A 20095-nucleotide genomic window follows, 5' to 3' on the forward strand; every position below is an offset into this window, starting at 1 on the left:
GTAGCACCGGTAGCACCAGTTGCGCCGGTAGCACCAGTTGCACCGGTAGCACCAGTTGCACCGGTAGCACCGGTAGCACCGGTAGCACCGGTAGCACCAGTAGCACCGGTATCGCCTTTAGCACCAGTTGCACCGGTAGCACCAGTAGCACCGGTATCGCCTTTAGCACCAGTTGCACCGGTAGCACCAGTAGCACCGGTATCGCCTTTAGCACCGGTAGCACCGGTATCGCCTTTAGCACCAGTTGCACCGGTAGCACCGGTAGCACCAGTAGCACCAGTTGCGCCGGTATCACCTTTAGCACCAGTTGCACCGGTAGCACCGGTATCGCCTTTAGCACCAGTTGCACCAGTTGCACCAGTTGCACCAGTTGCGCCGGTTGCACCAGTTGCGCCGGTATCGCCTTTAGCACCGGTATCACCTTTAGCACCGGTATCGCCTTTAGCACCAGTTGCGCCGGTTGCACCAGTTGCGCCGGTAGCACCAGTTGCGCCGGTAGCGCCGGTAGCACCAGTTGCACCAGTAGCACCAGTAGCGCCGGTAGCGCCGGTAGCACCAGTAGCGCCGGTAGCACCAGTTGCACCGGTATCACCTTTAGCACCAGTTGCGCCAGTAGCACCAGTAGCACCAGTTGCGCCAGTAGCACCAGTTGCGCCGGTAGCACCGGTTGCGCCGGTTGCACCAGTTGCGCCGGTATCACCAGTTGCACCAGTTGCACCACCACCGATTACGCTCAGGGTGTATTCGTTAGTGCCGTTTGAGGTCATTGTCAAACCGTGACCAGCGATCAGTTTCAGAGGATTGTTTGTTGAATTTGGATTGTATTTGAATGTACCTTCAGCAGGTGAGCTACCGCTGCCATTGTGGCCTGAGAATACAAACGGATTCAGGTTTTCGATGCGGTTTGCTACGGCAAACAATTGAGAGCCGTTGATTGCATCGGTAGAAGTTGCATTGATACGACCTGCGGCAACGTTTTGGATTTGACGTTCGTTACCTGCAGAACCTACAGACAATACTGCGCCGTTGCCCAAGCCGCTGGTTGCGCCTGCGAAGCCGCTGTAAGTGTAGCTGCCAACAGTAGCAGTGTTAGTAGGTACGAATGCGCTGGTTGTAGAACCGTTACCCAGGGCTACGCTGTTTTCGATAGTAGATTTAGCTTCTGTACCCAAAGCCAGAGTGTTTTGGGCTGTTGCTTGAGCACCGTTACCCAGAGCAGTTGCAAACTTGCCGTTAGCTTGAGAGAGGCGACCCAATGCGATGGCTTGTTCTGAAGTAGCTTGGCTTTGTACGCCCAAAGCCACTGCGTATTTACCAGTTGCTTGAGCAGCAGGACCGAATGCAGAAGCAGAAATACCGTCGGCTACAGAACCGCGACCGATTGCTACGTCAGAACCTTGTTTGGCTTGAGCGTCGCCACCCAATGCTACCGCGCCGTTTGCCAGGGCTTGAGAACGTTGACCGATGGCAGTTGCTACGATACCGGTTGCTTGAGAGTCGGTACCAATCGCCATTGCAGAACCGGCATTATTTACTACGCCGTCGCCATCAGAACCAGTAGAAGTACCATTAGCTTTAGCGTTATAACCTACTGCAATGTCAGCAGTTTGAGAAGCACTTGATTTAAAACCTACTGCAATAGAGTTATTACCAACTGCTTGAGCAGCTTCAGCCGCAGTCATAGAACCACCGACCGCAACAGAGCTTACACCAGCAGCATTAGCTGATGCACCACCGGCAAAAGAGGCTGTACCGGTTGCTTTTGAGGCCGCTCCAACCGCAACTGCATTTGTACCTGTTGCGGTAGCTTCGGTTGAAATAGCAACAGAATCTTGGCCGGTCGCGCTACTACCACCCAATACCACCACCCCTGCTTGAGCAGCACTAGAAGCCATTAAGGCACCTGCCACTGCAACTACAGCAGCTACGGCTTTACGCTTGTCGGAAGCGGATTTTTTGCCGTGTGCATGGCTGATTTCAGAAACCGCAGTCCATGTCTGGGTCGAGTGGTTCCAAATAACTTTAAAGACTTTATTCATATCGATTTTCCTGTAAGGGGTTTGATTTCTTTTGGGACGTGTTGCTCGACCATAAACTGCTTGTCCATATATATGCCGCACTTCAGAGTCTCCCCTTTATGCGGTTTTACGTCGTAATCTCTCGTATGCAATTCCCGTGCCCAAAGTCTCCATTCGGCCGAATAACAGCTAAAAGCCTGTTTTATGGGATTTTATGCTGATACATTTTGGGAAGCTTGTGAAGTTTGGGAAACGATGTGCCATTTTTTTGTCAGCTTGTTTCTTAACAAGTCACTTTTTGTTAGCTTCTTTCAATGCATTCGGAATCCTGACTCAAATTTTATATGCTTTTGGTTTCGTAAATTGACTCTTCCGATAAAGTGTTATTTTTTCGACTTCAACGGTCATGCCGGTTAGATTTACTTGTTGCTTTTTAAACGCTTTTATAACAATATGATTTCACTTAATTTTTTTAAACAGAAATGATTATTAAATATTATACGAATAGGATACTTTAGTGATAGATTTGGATGTCGGCTTTTATTTAGATAATTAATGAATTTTGTATTGAAAGTTGGTTTAAAACGTGTAAAAGCTTTGCATAGCCTGTTTTCAGACGGCCTTTAACGTTTTCTAACATATAAATGGTGAATAAATGATACGAATTTATGCGCTATTGAGCCGATAGATAAGATTAAAAAGGCAAGTGTAAAACTTGCCTTTACGTTTGGGATTTGTTTGTTCTCTATTGTAGAAAACTGTGTTGTTTTCAGGCGGCCTTACCAACGGAATGTTTGGGTCACGCCTGCGGAAGCGCCGTTGTTGCCGGCATAGCCGTAGCCACCGGTATGGCTGGAGGCGCAGGCTGTGAGTGTGGCGAGGGTAAGGATGAGGAGGATGTGTTTCATGTTTTTTCTCTGAGTGGGTTGGTTTTAGGCTTGTGTGGCGTTGTATTGCCTTATTTATCGGGCTGGCTGGGGCTTGGTTGCTTTGTCCTGATTTGCAGTTAGTCCGCTAAATTGTTTGATGATTGAAGAAGGCCGTCTGAAAACGGGTTTCATGATATTGAAACTTTGTTTTCAGACGGCCTTTATTTTATATCAGCTTATTAGTGGCGGAAATGGCGGATGCCGGTTACGACCATGGCGATGCCGTGTTCGTCCGCTGCGTCAAAGACTTCTTGGTCGCGCATGGAGCCTGCCGGATGGATGATGGCTTTGATGCCCTGCTCGGCAATGACATCTACGCCGTCACGGAATGGGAAGAAGGCATCGGAAGCGGCACATGCGCCGTTGAGGTCGAGATTGGCATCTTGCGCTTTGCGGGCGGCGATGCGGGTGCTGTCCACGCGGCTCATTTGACCTGCGCCGATGCCGTAGGTTTGGCCGCCTTTGCCGAAGACGATGGCGTTGGATTTGACGTATTTTGCGACGTTCCAAACAAACATCAGGTCGTTCCATTCCTGCTCGGTCGGTTGGCGTTTGGAGACGACTTTCAAATCGGCGCAGCTGATGCGGTGGATGTCGGGCGTTTGTACCAACAGTCCGCCGCCGACGCGTTTGAGTTCAAAGCGGTTGGCACCTGCTTCAAGCGGCACTTCCAATACGCGCACGTTTTTCTTGGCGGCGGCGATTTCGAGGGCTTCGGCGGTGAACTTCGGCGCCATGAGGACTTCCATAAATTGGTTGTCGGTAATTTGTTTGACGGTTTCGCCGTCCACTTCGCGGTTGAAGGCGATGATGCCGCCGAATGCGCTGGTGGTGTCGGTAGCGTAGGCGAGTTTGTAGGCATCCAAGGTATTGGAGGCGATGGCTACGCCGCACGGATTGGCGTGTTTTACGATCACGCAGGCCGGCGCGTCAAAGGATTTGACGGCTTCCCATGCGGCATCGGCATCGGCGATGTTGTTGTACGACAATTCTTTGCCTTGCAGCTGTTTGTAGGCGGAAAGGCTGCCTGCGGCGGGGTAAATATCGCGGTAGAACGCGGCACGTTGGTGCGGATTTTCGCCGTAGCGCATGTCTTGCACTTTAATCCAGCTTTGGTTGAACTGGCTGGGGAATTCGCCGATTTGGGGCTGACCGCTCAAGACGTCGTCTGAAAGCGAGGTTAAGTAGTTGGAAATCATGCCGTCGTATTGGGCGGTATGGCTGAATGCTTTGCGTGAGAGGTTGAAACGGGTTTTGTCGCTCAATGCGCCGTTGTTGGCTTCGAGTTCGGCGGCGATGGCAGGGAAATCGGCTGTGTCGGTAACGATGGCGACGTGTTTCCAGTTTTTTGCGGCAGAGCGCACCATGGTCGGGCCTCCGATGTCGATGTTTTCAATCGCGTCTTCCAGTGTGCAGTTTGGTTTGGCGATGGTAGCGGCGAAGGGGTAGAGGTTGACGCACACGAGGTCGATGTTGCCGATGCTGTGTTCTTCCATCTTGGCGACGTGTTCGTCCAAATCGCGACGGCCGAGGATGCCGCCGTGGATTTTCGGATGCAGGGTTTTCACGCGGCCGTCGAGCATTTCGGGGAAGCCGGTATAGTCGGCAACTTCGATAACGGGAACGCCTGCATCAGCCAAGAGTTTTGCTGTACCGCCGGTAGAGAGGATTTCAACACCGAGCTTGGTCAGGGTTTGGGCAAATTCGACTGCACCTGTCTTGTCGGATAGGCTGATCAGGGCGCGTTTGATGGAAGACATTTGGATTTCCTTTGTTGAAGGTTTAATCAGTATGGGATGAATTTTCAGGGCGGTATTATCCCCCAGTTTCGCATTTTTGGCAGTAGGTTTTTGCAAATATTGTTAACAATTTTATTGTAAAAGGCCGTCTGAAACTTGGTTTCAGACGGCCTTTTGCTTTTGTCTATTTAAATCCCATTTTCTTTGCTACCCATACTGCGCCTGCCATGCCTGTGCATAATGGCATGAGTAAGGCAACGGGGGCGTAGGTGAGCTCCAAAATAAAGGCTATGGCTGTCAGGGGCATTTTGAGGGAAACGCCGAGGAAAACGGCGGCACCGACAACGGCCGCGCTTTCAGAGGACATTTCAGGGAAAAAACTATTCCACGCGGCTGCAGCGGCAAAGGCAATGGTACTGCCGAGCATCATGGACGGGGTAATCAGACCGCCGTATGCGCCTGCCGCCAGCGCCATTAAGACGACCAGCCATTTGACGGCGGTCAGTTCAAGGCTGTGTTGCCAGTCGGTCAATCCGCCAAAGGTCAGTTGGTTGCCTGCTTTGCCGTTGCCCAAAATTTCGGGAAACAAAACGGACATTACGCCGATGAGTGCAAACATGCAGACGGCCAAGGGAATGATTTTGATGTTGTCGCGCTTGATGAAGGGGAACTTTTGGGCGGTACGCTGGAAAAAGACGGCGGTTGCGCCCAGTATCGGGCCGATGATGGCGGAAAACCAAAGTAATGAGGTGTTGATGGAAAGGTTGGCCGGATGATATTGCTGCACGTCGCCCAAGCCGATGCGCGCGACGGCGGTAGCGATGACTGAAGTCAGCAATGCGGCGGCGACGGCTTGCTGCGTCCACAAGCCCAGCATGGCTTCGAGGATGAAAAGTGTGGAGGCGAGCGGCACGTTATACACGGCCGCCAAACCTGCACCCGAGGCGCAGGCAATGACCAGCCCTGCGTCGTCTTCGCTCAACCCGAAACGGTTGACGCCGACTGAGGCGAAAGCGGCGGTCATTTCACGCGGCGCAACTTCGCGACCGAGCGGCGAGCCAAGCCCGACGGTAATGATTTGCAACAGGGCATGACTGACGGTTTCAAAAAACGGAAAACCGGCGAGAGGATTTTTAACCACGGCTTTAATGCCCGGTTGCGGCCTGCCGTAGCGTTTGAGCAACCACCACCCCAAACCAACCACCGCGCCGCAAAAGGTCATCACGCCGATACGCCGCGCAGGACTTGCCTGCGATACGCCCTCCCGGAAAGAAACGTATAGGCCGTCTGAACCGTAACCATAAGCAAGATGTTGAATCGTATGCATGATTTCGGTTAATACAATGCCAACCATGCCGCCGATAATGCCGGTAATGATGAGGGCGGCCCAAAGTTTATGCGTTTCTTTCACGGGATTTGGCTTGAGGTAGTAATGGTTTGATAAAAGCGTTTTAAGGGAACTATTATCCGCCTAAGGGATAGTTTTTGGGGGCGACGTGGGTTTCGCCGTTATAAGGGAAAATATATTTCTGATTTTTATAATTTTTCTTTCCTGATACGCCGCTGAGTTTTGCAGCCAACGCCCATACGCCGGATACGGCAGGACGGCTTTTGTCAAAAGCGATTTTGGCTTCCAGACTGGTATATCTGTCTTTGCAGTTTCGTTTTTCGCGCCCTTTATATTCATCGCAATTGCCGTAATATGCGCCGTTATCGTTACCGTTGATAATTAAGCTTTTACGGACACGGTTGCTATTATCGGTAAACAGGAAGTTTTGCGAAGTCGTCGTGTCGCCTTGGCCTGTATAACTTGACTCGGCAACATAGCCCCAGTCTTGCGCGCCAACCTGAACAAACTTCCACGCCTTATTCTCCGACGGCTCCCCCCATGCGCCAATTTCATCGCTTCCATGTTGTTTGATTGCCCACTTGCCGTCTGCTTTTTCCAAAACAAACAATTCTGCCAGACCGGAAGAAGCATGCGCGTCTTGTTTGACTTTGAGCTTCATATCGTAGGCAAAACCCGTGTACAACACATAGCGCGTAGGCGTGCCGTTGCGCGTTACGGTATGGTCGGCAACGGGTTTCATGCAATACATAATATTGTCAGATGCTGTCTCACTGTCTTTCGGCGGCTCAGTAAGCTGGCATTTGTGCGCGGCAAGCGGTCGGTTGTAATACTTGGCAATGACGGCCTGTACGGCGGCTTTGTCGCTATCGGGTGCAGCCGACGCCAAGACAGGGCAGGCGAGCAAAAGCAGAGAGATAATGCGTTTCATAGAAATTTTCCCAAAATGTCTTATTGAAAAAAGATACTGCTTACTTCAGGCCGTCTGAAACCATTTTCAGACGGCATTCTTGTGTTTGTTGCTGACACGCGCCAACATACCGGTGACAAAAGTGGACACAATAACGACGGTAATACCTATCGCAGACATAGTACTTAAATGTTCGCCCAAAATTAACACCGCCATGATAACGCCGATGACTGGCTCAAGCGAAATCAGCAGGCCGGAGACGTTGGCAGGGACTGTGTTCATGCCTTTATTCCACAACAGATAGGCAAGCCAACTACAGCCAATCCCCATATACAAAATCGACAGCGTACCACCCCATGACCAGTTGATTTGATAGCTGTCTGCCAACACCAGCGAAAACGGCAGGCACAACACCGCCGCCACCGCCATGGAAGCCGCGGTAAATGCGGGCGCACCGATACGGGCAATCATCTGCTGGCTCGGACGTATCACGCCTGCAAAACCGAATCCTGCAAGCAAAATCAGCAAACAGCCGAACCAGTCAATCGTACCGCCCTCTTCTGCACCGCCCATTACCATCATGCCCACGCCTGCAAACGCCACCGCGCCGCAAATCCAGTGGTAAAGTTTGGCTTTGTCGTTGAAGAAGAAATGACCGACAAAGACCACCAGCAAAGGCTCCAACCCCACCATGGTAATCGCGCTGGCAGCGGATGTATATTTCAAACCGATAAACTGGAGCATCAAAACGACAACGTAGTTGACAAAGGAAATCCACAACAACGGCTTCCACTCGCTCCGCGGAATCCTACCCAAATGACGGCGGCACGACGGCAGCACCATCAACGCGGCAATCAACAGCCGCGCCTCAACCATCAGCGTCGGGTCGAGCATCTCGTAGGAATACTTGGCAGCGATAAACGAGCTGCCCCAGATTAACAATGCGAGTATTTGGTAAAGCATGGTTCAACTCATGGTAAAAAAATTAATCGTTTCTTCTCTGGTTTTCAGACGGCCTGAAGCCTTTTCAAGCTGTTTTTATTTTGATTGTGTCAGCAAATCCAAAAATATCTAACTAATGGATAAATGACATGGCCGGTTCTTTCATTATAGGCAGGCAGAAATGTCCGTCCTATCCTCCCTATTACAACAAACCATGCTGCTGCAGCTTTTTGCGCAAGGTATTGCGGTTTAACCCCAAAATGACCGCAGCTTTAGATTGGTTGCCGCCGCATTGTTCCATCACGCAAATCAGCATCGGTTTTTCGACTTGGTGCAACACCATATCGTACACGCCGCAAGGTTCCGTACCATCCAAGTCTTTGAAGTATTGTCGTAAGTTTTGTTCAATACATTGCGCAATGTCAGTCGTCGTTTGATTCATCGTCATGTCTTTCTTTGGATTTGTTTTTTAAATGATGAGGCCGTCTGAAACCCTTTAGTCTTCCCGATAGTGGCATACCCAGCGGTCGGTTTTCTCTGAAAGCGTCTCAAGATAGGCGGCAAGGGTGTCGTATTGTGCTGAGGCGCTGTCCAAGCGGTTGATGTCCCGGCGTGTCTGCTCGCCTTCGGGCATTTCGTCGATATACCAGCCGATGTGTTTGCGGGCAATACGTACGCCGGCCACTTCGCCATAAAATTCATGCATGGCGCGGATATGGTTCAAAATAGTGGCGTTGCATTCTGCCAAGCTCAAGGCCGGCGGCAAAACGCCGTGTTCTGCATAATGTTTTAAATCACGGAAAAGCCACGGCCTGCCTTGTGCGCCACGCCCTATCATGATGCCGTCGGCAGCGGTTTGCTTGAGGACGGCGACGGCTTTTTGTGGCGAAGTGATGTCGCCGTTGACCCAAACGGGGATGTTCAGACGGCCTTTGGTTTCGGCAATCAGTTCGTAACGCGCTTCGCCTTTGTACATCTGCGTGCGCGTGCGGCCGTGGATGGCAAGGGCTGCAATGCCTGATTCTTCGGTAATTTTGGCGATGGTCGGCAAGTTTTGATGTTCGTCGTGCCAGCCCAAACGGGTTTTGAGGGTAACGGGTACATCCACCGCGTTGACAACGGCTTCCAAGATTTCGCCAACCAAAGGCTCGTTTTGCATCAACGCGCTGCCTGCCTGCACATTACAGACTTTTTTGGCCGGACAGCCCATGTTTATATCAATGACCTGCGCACCCAAGCCGACGTTGTAACGTGCGGCTTCTGCCATCTGCTGCGGATCGCTGCCGGCAATCTGCACGGCCACAACTCCGCCTTCGCCTTCAAAATCGCTGCGGCGCAAGGTCTTTTTGGTATGTCTCAGCGTCGGATCGCTAGTCAGCATTTCGCATACCGCCCACCCTGCGCCAAACTCGCGGCAAATCCGGCGGAACGGTTTGTCCGTAATGCCTGCCATGGGGGCAAGTGCGATGGGGTTGTCAATGAAATAGCCGCCGATGTGCATGATGTGTGCGCCAAGTTGAAAGGGCTGAAATTGTACAATTTTTAAGCAATTTTTCCAATCGTATTTACATGTTGCACAATGAAAAAGGCCGTCTGGAACTGAGTTTCAGACGGCCTTTTCAGCCACAATATTTAAATAAACAGCATAACAACCATCTGCACTGCGGCCTGAATCATGGCGATAATCGGCCAAATCAGTTTGGCCAGCAGGCCGGTAAACAACAGGATCAGGATAATCCATGTGCCGTATGGCTCGATTTTACGAAACTGCATGGACTGTTTGGCGTTAAGGAAGGTATCGATAAAAATACCGCCGTCCCAAGGCAAAATCGGAATCAGGCTGAATGCGACCCAAATCGAGTTCACCATCACGCCGTAACCGGCCATCTGCACCAACGGCGCTTGATAAGATTCAGGTACATACGCGGACAATACGACGACAAAGCCCCAGAAGAATGCCAAAATCAGATTGGCAATCGGACCTGAAATCGACACCCAACGCCACGCACGGCGCGGATCGCGGAAATTGCGCGAATCGATGGGCATAGGACGCGCCCAGCCGAACAGAAAACTGCCTATCATCAGACACACCAGCGGCACGACAATCGTACCGACAGGATCGATATGCGGCAGCGGATTGAGGGTCAAACGCCCAAACTGCTCGCCGGTATGGTCGCCCCAATATCGCGCCGTATAACCGCGTGCCACTTCGCGCACGGTAATGGCCAACAACACGGGCAATACTGCCAGCAGAAATACGCCTAAATCAAAATTTGCAAACATGGTTTTCCTTATCAAACATACCGTCTGAAAACAGAAAATATCCTTTCAGACGGCCCGAGGCTTTAATCGTCTTCTTTTTTATTCGAACTGAAAAACTCTTTCAGCTCTTTCCAAGTAATGCCCTTACCTTGCGGATTCAATTTGAAGACTGGTTTGCCGTAATTGCTGTACACACTGTCGCCGATAATATTAATGGCCTTATGTGTGCCGTTGATTTGCATATACATGCGGGAAGCCAACATGCGGCCTTTGCGGTCGAGATAATAGTCGACAACAAGATTGTTATCGAATATCCTCTGGAAGCTAAGTGGCTGGTTATCACTTATGTTGACAGACATACTGAAAAATTCCCGCGCATTTTTATAATCTTCTTCTGTTGACCCTGGTTGAGGCGTTTTCTGTAATTTCGACAATTCTTCATCAAAAGCCTTAGCCATTGCCTTCATTACGACAGAATCATACTCCGGTTTCATGACATGACGTACACGATAGCGTGCATGGTTTGCCTTACCAAAGGCATCCATTTCTTTAAATACATATGCATCGGCAGGCATAGCCTTATTGGCACTCAAAAAAGCACGTACTCCCGCCTCTGCAATATGATCAAAAGGCATGTGTTTCGAATCACCGATTTCTTTCAAACTCACTTTTAAAGGTTCTTTAATCAAACGTTTGCCGATTTTCTCATCAGTGTACACATTAACAATGGCAGACACGCTGGCAGGCAGATCAACATAAATTTCCCATTTTTCCGCATCTAACTTCATAGGAAGTTTGATACTAAGTTTTTCATTGTGGTTGTTGATGACCAATTCAGGAATCATCTCAAATTGACGCGTTGACAAATCAACTGCCGACTCATAATTCAGATGAACCCCTTCCATGTAACTGGATATGGCAGGATATTTATCCAGATAATCAACGGCAACTTGTGCGATATTGCCATCCGGCAAGGCATCAAGCATTGCATTGCGGAACTCAGCCTCTTCTCGTTCAGAAAACTCCTGCTTCAAAGCAGCGTCGTCTTCTTGAGCAACCTTCATAGAGGATGCCGCCTCCCCCTCTTTGGCTTTGGCATCCTTTGCTTTCGCTTCGGCTTTCTTTTCCACCTTTTCATCTGCCAATACAGCTTCAGCCAATGGGCTGATATATATTCGAGAGCTGCCTGTGATGTTAAAGCTGCGGTCTTCTTTTAAAATACGGTCATTGGAAATCGACATTACCTCGTGTGCGGTTTTGTGATCTAAATTACTGCACGCGCTCAAACCAAATGCCGCAGCAATGGCCAAACCAATTATTTTCTTCATTCTGTATAACCTTTTTGATTAAATGATTTCGTTAGCACAATTTAACACAAGGCGCCGATTCCATAAAGGCTTTCAAACGGCATGATTCATTGCTGCTCACTATCATACCTAATTCAATCGCCCTATCTATTTCAAGCCCAAAGGCCGTCTGAAACTTCAAATCCAGTTTCAGACGGCCTTTGATTTCCTATTTAAAATGCCTTTGCTGTTTTACAGGCTGTAATACATTTCAAATTCCAGCGGATGAGGTGCCATACGGATACGGCGGACATCTTCTTCTTTGAAGGCGATGTAGCTGTCGATCCAGTCTTTGCTGAACACACCGCCGCGCAGGAGGAATTCGTGGTCGGCTTTGAGGGCGGCCAGTGCTTCTTCCAGAGAAGCACAAACGGTAGGCACCAATGCATCTTCTTCCGGTGGTAGGTCGTACAGGTTTTTATCGGCAGGGTCGCCCGGATGGATTTTGTTTTGAATACCGTCCAAACCGGCCATCAACAAAGCGGCAAATGCCAAGTATGGGTTGGCGGTCGGATCAGGGAAACGCGCTTCGATACGGCGTGCTTTGCTGCTGTTCACAGACGGAATACGGATGGAAGCGGAACGGTTTTTGGCAGAATATGCCAGTTTGGTCGGCGCTTCAAAGTGCGGCACGAGGCGTTTGTAGGAGTTGGTGGACGGATTGGTAATCGCGTTCAGGGCCTTGGCGTGTTTGATGATGCCACCGATGTAGTAGAGCGCGGTGTCGCTCAAGCCGGCATAGCCGTCGCCTGAGAACAGGTTTTGACCGTCTTTCCAAATGGATTGGTGAACGTGCATACCGCTGCCGTTATCGCCCATAATCGGTTTAGGCATGAAGGTGGCGGTTTTGCCGAAGTTGTGGGCAACGTTTTGAATCACGTATTTCATGTCTTGGGTTTGGTCGGCGCGTTTAACCAAGGTGGCGAAACGGGTACCGATTTCCATTTGGCTGCCGGTACCGACTTCGGCGTGATGGACTTCCACTTCGATGCCGAGTTCTTCCAAAACATTGACCATGGCAGAACGCAGGTCTTGGCCGTAGTCAATCGGCGCAACAGGTGCGTAACCGCCTTTGACGGTCGGACGGTGGCCGGTGTTTTGACCGTCCATGTGCAGGCCGCTTGACCATGCGCCGCTTTCGGAAGTGATTTCGTAACGGGTTTTGTGCATATCGGTTTCAAATTCTACGCCGTCAAAAACGAAGAATTCAGGCTCAGGGCCGAAATAGGCGGTGTCGCCGATACCGGAAGATTTCAAATAGGCTTCGGCGCGGCGTGCGATAGAGCGCGGGTCGCGGTCGTAACCTTGACCGTCGGCGGGGTCGATGACGTCGCAGGTGAGGACGACGGTGGTGTCGTCGAAGAAGGGGTCGATGAAGGCAGTCGCGGGGTCGGGGCGCAACTGCATGTCGGATGCCTGAATGCCTTTCCAGCCGCCGATGGACGAGCCGTCAAACGCCTGACCGTTTTCAAACCACTCTTCAGGGTCGTCGAGGACGATGCGGGCGGGGATGGTAAAGTGGTGCTGCTTGCCTTTGGTATCGGTAAAGCGCAAATCTACGAAGCGGGCTTCGCTTTCTTCAATCAGTTTTACAGCGTCTTTGATGGACATCTTCAGCTCCTGAGGGAATAGGTTTAAGTTGTTATTCTACCACGGTAAGGCCGTCTGAAATACATCAGGGCACCCGTTTTTACGCAATGAAATATAGTTTCAGACTGTTTAATTGTCAACAATTTTACATTACGCTTTCTTAACATAAAGACCGCTATAATAAGCACTCTTTTCTTTTGTTTTCTCAGACCGTTTTATGAACAACACCCCGCGTTACGCCGTTTTCGGCAATCCCGTTGCACACAGTAAATCGCCGCAAATCCATCAGCAGTTTGCGCTGCAAGAAGGCGCAGCCATTGAATATGAGCGCATTTGTGCCGAAATCAGCGGCTTTGCCGAGGCTGTTGCGGCGTTTCGCGCCGAGGGTGGGCAAGGTGCGAATGTAACCGTTCCGTTCAAGCAGGAAGCTTTTGCGCTGGCAGACGAACATTCCGACCGCGCTTTAGCGGCCGGCGCGGTCAATACGCTGGTGTGGTTGGAAGACGGCAGAATACGTGGCGACAATACCGATGGTATCGGTTTGGCCAACGACATCACGCAGGTCAAAAATATTGCCATCGAAGGCAAAACCATTTTGCTTTTGGGCGCAGGCGGCGCGGTGCGCGGCGTGATTCCAGTTTTGAAAGAACACCGCCCTGCCCGTATCGTCATTGCCAACCGTACCCACGCCAAAGCCGAGGAATTGGCGCAGCTTTTCGGCATTGAAGCCATCCCGATGGCGGATTTGAACGGCGGTTTTGATATCATCATCAACGGCACGTCCGGCGGCTTGAGCGGTCAGCTTCCTGCCGTCAGCCCTGAAATTTTCCGCAACTGCCGCCTTGCCTACGATATGGTTTACGGCGAAGCGGCGCAGGCGTTTTTGAACTTTGCCCAAAGCAACGGCGCGGCCGAAGTTTCAGACGGCCTGGGTATGCTGGTCGGTCAGGCTGCCGCCTCCTACCATATTTGGCGCGGATTTACGCCCGATATCCGCCCCGTTATCGAATACATGAAAGCCCTGTAACCATGTTCCGCATCATCAAATGGCTGATTGCCCTGCCCATCGGCATCTTCATTTTCTTCAACGCTTATGTGTACGGCAACATCATTACTTACCGCGCCGTCGCGCCCAGCAAAACCGCCTTCATGTCCATGCGCATGAGCCAGTTTGCAAAAGAAGGCCGCGATGTCGAGCTGGATTACCGCTGGGTGCCTTACGACCAAATCTCAGTCAATCTCAAAAAAGCCCTGATTGCTTCCGAAGACGCCAACTTTGCCGAACACAGCGGCTTTGACTGGAACGGCATCAAATATGCCATGAAACGCAATAAGCAAAGCGGCGAAGTCAAAGCCGGCGGTTCGACCATCAGCCAGCAACTGGCGAAAAACCTGTTTCTTAACGAAAGCCGCAGCTACATCCGCAAAGGCGAAGAAGCGGCGATTACGGCGATGATGGAAGCCGTTACCGACAAAGACCGCATTTTTGAGCTGTATCTGAACTCAATCGAATGGCACTACGGCGTATTCGGCGCGGAGGCTGCGTCCCAGTATTTCTACAAAAAACCTGCCTCCGCCCTCACCCGCCAACAAGCCGCCAAGCTCACGGCGCGCGTTCCGGCTCCGCTGTTTTACGCAGACCATCCTAAGAGCAAACGGATGCACAACAAAACCAATATCATCTTACGCCGCATGGGCTCGGCGGAACTACCCGAAAGCGATATGGATTAATCAAAAAGGCCGTCTGAACATTTCAGACGGCCTTTATTTTTAAGCTTTCTCTTCCGGCTCCGGTACGTCAAACACTTGGCGCAGGTAAGCGAGGAAGGTGTTGTTGGTGGTCATGGTTTTGCCTGGGGAATCGGAGAGCTTGGCGACGGATTGGCCGTTACACTCGACAAGCTTCAAGACAATGTTCAAAGGCGTGTGTCCCAAGTCGTTGGTCAAGTTGGTACCGATACCGAAACTGGTTTTGAAACGGTCTTTGAAGTATTGGTGCAACGCCCATGAACGCTCAATATCGAGGCCGTCTGAAAAGGTCAGCATTTTGGTGCGGCTGTCGATTTTGAGTTTTTTGTAATGCTCGTAGGCTTTATCGCCCCAAACATAAGGATCGCCGCTGTCGTGGCGCAGGCCGTCGAAGAGTTTGGCGAAGTACAGGTCGAAATCACGCAAGAAGGCATCCATGCCGACCACGTCGGTCAGGGCGATACCGAGGTCGCCGCGGTATTCGTGTACCCAGCTTTCCAGCGCGGCTTTTTGGAAATTGCGCAAACGTACGTCCAAGGCTTGGAAGGCTTGGAGGAACTCATGCGCCATGGTGCCGATGGGTGTGATGCCGATTTTTTTGGCCAGATAAACATTGCTGGTACCGCGCACAATGTCGGGAGCGGCTTCTAATAAGGTGCGGATAACGTGTTCCTGCCATGCAAGGGTGTAGCGGCGGCGCGTACCGAAATCGGAAATAAGGAATGGCGGATCATTCGGATTTTGTGTAGCTGCAATTTCTTTCAGCTGTTGCGCTTTGGCCTGCAAACGACGCTCGCCTTCTTTGATGACGGCAGGCGTTTCCAAGCGGCGGAAATAGAGTTCGTTGACGATGGCAAGAATGAAAATCTCGAAGAACATCGCCTGTATCATCGGGCCTTCGATGCGGATGTTCAGACGGCCTTGATCATCAGGGCTGACTTGGACGAAGCGGCGTTGGAGTTGGAAAAGTTCGAGATAATCGACAAAGTCGCTTTTGATAAAGCGCAGGCTGCGCAGATAGTCGAGTTCGTCATGGGTAAAGCGCAGCTGGCACAGGGAGTCGAGTTCGCGTTCCAAGTCTTCTTGAATATCGGCCAGCGGATACACCATCTCTTTGTTGCGGCAACGGAATTCGTAGAGGCTGTGGGTTTGCGGGAATTGGTGCAACACGACTTGCAGCATGGTAAATTTGTACAGATCGGTATCAAGCAGGGATTGGATAATGGGCTGATAAGCGGACATAAGTTTTCTCTGAGTAAACGTGGGCTTGATGAGGGTATCGATTTTAATAGGAAAGGCCGTCTGAAAGAAACCTTATTCAGACGGCCTTTATCTTATTTAATCCAACTGCGCTACGGAAACCGGCAAAGAACGGATGGTAGACAACATTGTGCTGGCATCTTTTTGCTGTTTGCGGAACGCGGCCATATTGGTCGGGGTCAATTTCGGCGTCGGCAGGGCGACGGTAGTCGGGTTGACCGGCTGGCCGTTGACGCGTGCTTCGTAGTGCAGGTGCGGACCGGTCGAACGGCCGGTTGTACCGACAAAACCAATCACTTCGCCGGCACGGACTCTGCCGTCGGCAGGGCTGAACGCGCTCATGTGGCCGTACAGGGTCTCTACACCGTTGGCATGGCGAATCATCACGGTGTTACCGTAGCCGCCTTTCCAACCTTTGAAAATCACTTCGCCGTCGGCAGCGGCCTTAATCGGCGTACCAGTCGGCGCGGCATAGTCGATACCGGTGTGCATACGGACGGTATGCAGGACCGGGTGGACACGGTAGCCAAACGGGGAAGAAATGCGCGTGTATGCAACAGGCTCGGTATTAAAGCCTTCTTTTTGTTGCAGGGACTTACCGTTTTGGTCGTAGTAGCTACCGCTTTCTTCGTCGCCTTTGCCTTGGCTGTAATAATAGGCTTGGTAGGTCTTGCCGTCTTTAACCACTTCAGCCGCCAAAATATCACCGACTGCCATTTGCTGGCCGCGGAAATACATGCTGTTGTACAAAAGACGCACGGTATCGCCTTCGCCCAAGTCGCTCATATTGAACGAATCGGCAAAGATTTCTTTGAGCTGGATATACACTTCGGAAGGAATTTCGGCACGGAGCATATCGCCGATGGCGGAAGTGCGGATTTGCACGGAGCGCAGGGTCGGCATGGTTTTCATGTCGATTTCGGCATTGGAGATGCGCCATTTGCCTTTGACTTTTTCCAAAGCCACCAAGTTGCGTTCCAATTCTTCATCGGTAAAGAATTGAACGTCGGTCACTTGGCCTGAAGAGTCGATGCGGATATTGACGGATTGGTTGGTCCGCAGGTTTTTCATGTTGAGGTTGGCATTGTTTTTCGCCATGATTTGCTTGATGTCTTCTTGGTTGACACCCATGCGCGTCAAAACGTCTGCCAAAGAGTCGCCGGCTTGGACAACTTCTTGCACCCAATAGCTGGATTGATAGGTATTGGTTTCCACATAAATGGCAGGCAGCTCTTCGGAAATACGCTCGACTTTGAAATCGGTCTGTGCAGGTTGAGGGTCGGTAATGGCGTATGCGGTCATGATGCCTGAAGCCGGCAGCAGAAACGCTAAGAGGGTTGCTTTGAATCGAGTGGAATATTTGTTTTTAATCACGCGTTATCCTTAATGGGGCGGTCTGTTTTTTAAAGTTTGCAGAATGCCGGCACATCCGGCCTACCGCGACCGCCTGCTGGTTTAAACAGTTTTGGGGATAAAGGACTTTGAGTCTTTTTTCCGATCTGAAAATCAGATTTTCATTCGGAATGAATGAGGTCGTGTTTGAGATTGACGTTATTATCAGGGCTATTGTGTTGATTTACACCCTGTTTTTCTGAAATTTACGCCACGCATTCTAGCATGGCAGCCCGTTTTTTCCAAACCGGCCGTCTAAACGGCTCTTTTTCAGGGCGTAAGGGCAAGGTTCCGAAACGCATCATTTGTCGCGTAAAATAACGGTTTTCCTATCTATTTGCGCTTATGAAACTGACCCTCGCCCTCCCCTCGCTCAACCGCTTTGCCGACGAATCCGTTCCTGCGCTTGCCTTACCTGCTTTTAACCGTCTTTTGCGTTACGGCATATTACGCAAAGAAACACTCAGGCCGTCTGAATTTTACGGCCGCCATTTGTGGAACGGCAGCCTCATTACCCAAGTGCAACGTTTACGCCACACAAGCCCAAACCGCACAGCCGCTTTTGCCTCTCCGGTTTGGCAACAGATGGGCATGCACCATGTCAACATTATCAGCGGCGAGTTTATCGGCATCCAAAAAGAGGAGGCGCAACGGTTATGTGCGGATTTGTCGGCGTTTTATCAAGATAAAGATTGGCAATTCGAGCCGCTTTGCGAAAGCATGTGGCTGCTCAATATGCCGAAGATTGAAGATTGGGGCGCGGAATGTGTTTTGGATGTGTGCGGGCAGCCGGAAATGGACGGTCAGGCACACGGCAAAGATGCGGTGTCTTGGTTGGCCATGCAGACGGAAATCCAAATGTTTCTCCACACGCATCCGATTAACCAAGCGCGTGAACAACAAGGATTGCCGGAAATCAACGGTTTGTGGCTGTGGAATGACGCGGACGGTACACAGTCTGCGGATATTGTCGCTTCAGACAGCGCATGGGCGCGTTTTTCGGATAAGCCCAAACTCGATGCGCCATATGATTTGAAGGCTTGGTTTGAGATGGTTCAAGAAACAGGCAATGCGGTTTCAGACGGCCTTATCTTTTTGGACGACTTGGTTTCCACCTTACAGACAGGCGATGTTTGGGCATACAAAGATATTTTGGAAAGCTGGGAAACTCGTTGGTTTGCTCCTTTATGGGACGCACTCGCTTCAGGCCGTCTGAAAACCGTTTACATTGCTACAGACGGCGAAAACGGCGGCACGCTGGAAATCGGCCACCGTTCCAAATGGGCATTTTGGCGCAAAGCTAAAACGTTTAACGGATCGTGGTAAGCGGTTTTAAGCCTCCAACGCCTCCAATTTGGCCAAAATTTTGTCCCACACATCCTGCAACGGAATCGCTTTCAACAGACGTGTCGGATCGTTGGTGTCGATACTGTCAGGATGGGGCAATTCGGCATAATCGCCGGCATAAATGACCTCGGCCTCTTCGGAATACGGACGCCATTTATTCACCCATGACGCGCCAAACAAAGCGATTTGCGGTTTATCCAAAGCTGCGGCGATGTGCATCGGTGCGGAATCGACACCGACAAACAGCTTGGCGCCCTCAATGGCCGCCGCCAATTCACGCAGACTCAAGCATCCGGACAGCACATATACTTTTCTGCCTTCCGGAATATTCAGACGGCCTATAATTTCCTGAAGCATGTATTGCTCGACAGTGTTGTGAGAAGCAGTCAATACGACATTCTGTCCGCTGTTGAGCAGAAGCTGTACGATAGCGGCGTTTTTGCCGTCTTCCCAACATTTGAAATGCCAACGCGCCCCCGGGTGCAGCAACACATAATCTTCGCCGCTCCAACCCTGCTCACGCAATTTCTGCCGCATGCTTTTCCTTGCATCTTGTGCCACCCAAAGGCGTACCCTCGCATCGGCCACGTCTTCCGGCTGGATAAGCGGCGCGAGGATATTCAACTGGTTTTCAACGATATGATGGCTGGTATCAAGCTCATGGTTGATAAAATCATGACAGAAACGCCACCAGAAACCGTCGCGCTTGATGCAGTCCAAACCCACGCTGCAACGGGCGCACAGTTTGGCGATTATTGCCGCGCGCCATTGGTCGGACAGGTTGAAAGCCCAGTCGTAATCACGCGCCTTCAGCTTAGACAAAAGATTTTTCTCACACGCCAACTGTTTGAGTACACCCAGCTTCTTCCAATTTCGATCAATGGTAAAAATCTGCGCAATCTGCGGATTATCGGCAATCAGCTGCCCCGTACCGGCATACACCAGCATATCGATTTCGCAATCGGGGAAACGGGTTTTCAGCGCATCGACCACCGGCGTGCTCAAAAGCACATCGCTATGATGGCGCAATTTGATGATCAGAATACGTTTGGGTTGGGCTAAAGACATACAAATACTTTCAGACGGCCTGTTGATTGGCTGCTATTGTAAAGCGGAAAACAGGTTTCATAAAATACAAAACAGGCCGTCTGAAACCTATCTTGCTGATTCATCGCTATAAAATCCGCACAAGCCATGCAATTTATATTACAATCCGCACCCCGTGGTTCGAAAACCTCCCACATTAAAAAACTAAGGAAACCT

General features: G+C 50.8%; 17 protein-coding genes and 1 riboswitch. Of the genes, 3 read left to right on the top strand and 14 right to left on the bottom strand.

Annotation, left to right across the window (positions count from 1 at the left end; translation table 11 throughout):
* The 11 genes from O3660_RS08085 to glnA form a co-directional block, all read right to left on the bottom strand.
* A partial coding sequence (locus tag O3660_RS08085) for an ESPR-type extended signal peptide-containing protein (protein ID WP_371464813.1) occupies positions 1–2039 on the bottom strand: 2039 nt, incomplete at its 3' end.
* Between the two features lie 758 nt (positions 2040–2797).
* Entirely contained in the window at positions 2798–2926 is a 129-nt protein-coding gene (locus tag O3660_RS08090) for a hypothetical protein (protein WP_256388401.1), read from the bottom strand.
* Positions 2927–3126: 200 nt separating this feature from the next.
* On the bottom strand, positions 3127–4707 hold the full coding sequence (purH, locus tag O3660_RS08095; protein WP_371464814.1) for a bifunctional phosphoribosylaminoimidazolecarboxamide formyltransferase/IMP cyclohydrolase: 1581 nt from the start codon (positions 4705–4707) through the stop codon (positions 3127–3129).
* Positions 4708–4870: 163 nt separating this feature from the next.
* The gene (locus O3660_RS08100; protein ID WP_371464836.1) at positions 4871–6040 is read right to left on the bottom strand and encodes a chloride channel protein; all 1170 of its coding nucleotides are present in this window, start codon (positions 6038–6040) and stop codon (positions 4871–4873) included.
* Between the two features lie 109 nt (positions 6041–6149).
* Positions 6150–6965 (bottom strand): hypothetical protein, encoded by an 816-nt coding sequence (locus O3660_RS08105; RefSeq protein WP_049351147.1) that lies wholly within the window; start codon positions 6963–6965, stop codon positions 6150–6152.
* Positions 6966–7031: 66 nt separating this feature from the next.
* A complete protein-coding gene (locus tag O3660_RS08110; RefSeq protein WP_049351146.1) occupies positions 7032–7907 on the bottom strand; it encodes an EamA family transporter in 876 nt (291 codons plus the stop codon).
* A 181-nt stretch (positions 7908–8088) separates the two neighbouring features.
* On the bottom strand, positions 8089–8328 hold the full coding sequence (locus O3660_RS08115) for a Fis family transcriptional regulator (protein WP_049351145.1): 240 nt from the start codon (positions 8326–8328) through the stop codon (positions 8089–8091).
* Between the two features lie 54 nt (positions 8329–8382).
* Positions 8383–9387, bottom strand: coding sequence for a tRNA dihydrouridine synthase DusB (gene dusB / locus O3660_RS08120; protein WP_049351144.1), 1005 nt, complete (start codon positions 9385–9387; stop codon positions 8383–8385).
* A 131-nt stretch (positions 9388–9518) separates the two neighbouring features.
* The gene (locus O3660_RS08125) at positions 9519–10169 is read right to left on the bottom strand and encodes a site-2 protease family protein (protein ID WP_049351143.1); all 651 of its coding nucleotides are present in this window, start codon (positions 10167–10169) and stop codon (positions 9519–9521) included.
* A 62-nt stretch (positions 10170–10231) separates the two neighbouring features.
* Positions 10232–11476 (bottom strand): hypothetical protein, encoded by a 1245-nt coding sequence (locus tag O3660_RS08130; RefSeq protein WP_371464816.1) that lies wholly within the window; start codon positions 11474–11476, stop codon positions 10232–10234.
* A gap of 210 nt (positions 11477–11686) precedes the next feature.
* Complete coding sequence (gene glnA / locus O3660_RS08135) at positions 11687–13105, bottom strand: type I glutamate--ammonia ligase (RefSeq protein ID WP_371464817.1); 1419 nt, start codon at positions 13103–13105, stop codon at positions 11687–11689.
* A 196-nt stretch (positions 13106–13301) separates the two neighbouring features.
* Between glnA and aroE the strand changes: the two genes are divergently transcribed.
* Both aroE and mtgA read left to right on the top strand, forming a co-directional pair.
* Entirely contained in the window at positions 13302–14111 is an 810-nt protein-coding gene (gene aroE / locus O3660_RS08140) for a shikimate dehydrogenase (RefSeq protein WP_049351140.1), read from the top strand.
* 2 nt (positions 14112–14113) lie between these two features.
* A complete protein-coding gene (gene mtgA, locus O3660_RS08145) occupies positions 14114–14815 on the top strand; it encodes a monofunctional biosynthetic peptidoglycan transglycosylase (protein WP_003684244.1) in 702 nt (233 codons plus the stop codon).
* Between the two features lie 39 nt (positions 14816–14854).
* Here mtgA and pncB read toward each other — a convergent pair whose 3' ends face one another.
* Positions 14855–16075, bottom strand: coding sequence for a nicotinate phosphoribosyltransferase (gene pncB, locus O3660_RS08150; protein WP_049351139.1), 1221 nt, complete (start codon positions 16073–16075; stop codon positions 14855–14857).
* A gap of 96 nt (positions 16076–16171) precedes the next feature.
* On the bottom strand, positions 16172–17467 hold the full coding sequence (locus O3660_RS08155; protein ID WP_371464818.1) for a M23 family metallopeptidase: 1296 nt from the start codon (positions 17465–17467) through the stop codon (positions 16172–16174).
* A 363-nt stretch (positions 17468–17830) separates the two neighbouring features.
* Between O3660_RS08155 and O3660_RS08160 the strand changes: the two genes are divergently transcribed.
* On the top strand, positions 17831–18811 hold the full coding sequence (locus tag O3660_RS08160; RefSeq protein ID WP_049351137.1) for a hypothetical protein: 981 nt from the start codon (positions 17831–17833) through the stop codon (positions 18809–18811).
* Between the two features lie 6 nt (positions 18812–18817).
* Here the strand turns inward: O3660_RS08160 and rfaQ are convergent, their stop codons facing one another.
* A complete protein-coding gene (rfaQ, locus tag O3660_RS08165) occupies positions 18818–19900 on the bottom strand; it encodes a putative lipopolysaccharide heptosyltransferase III (RefSeq protein ID WP_154954189.1) in 1083 nt (360 codons plus the stop codon).
* A gap of 148 nt (positions 19901–20048) precedes the next feature.
* Positions 20049–20093: riboswitch (PreQ1 riboswitch) on the top strand.
* Positions 20094–20095: the final 2 nt, after the last annotated feature.

This window comes from Neisseria sp. 27098_8_139, from assembly GCF_041433195.1.
In the GTDB taxonomy this organism is placed as follows: domain Bacteria; phylum Pseudomonadota; class Gammaproteobacteria; order Burkholderiales; family Neisseriaceae; genus Neisseria; species Neisseria subflava.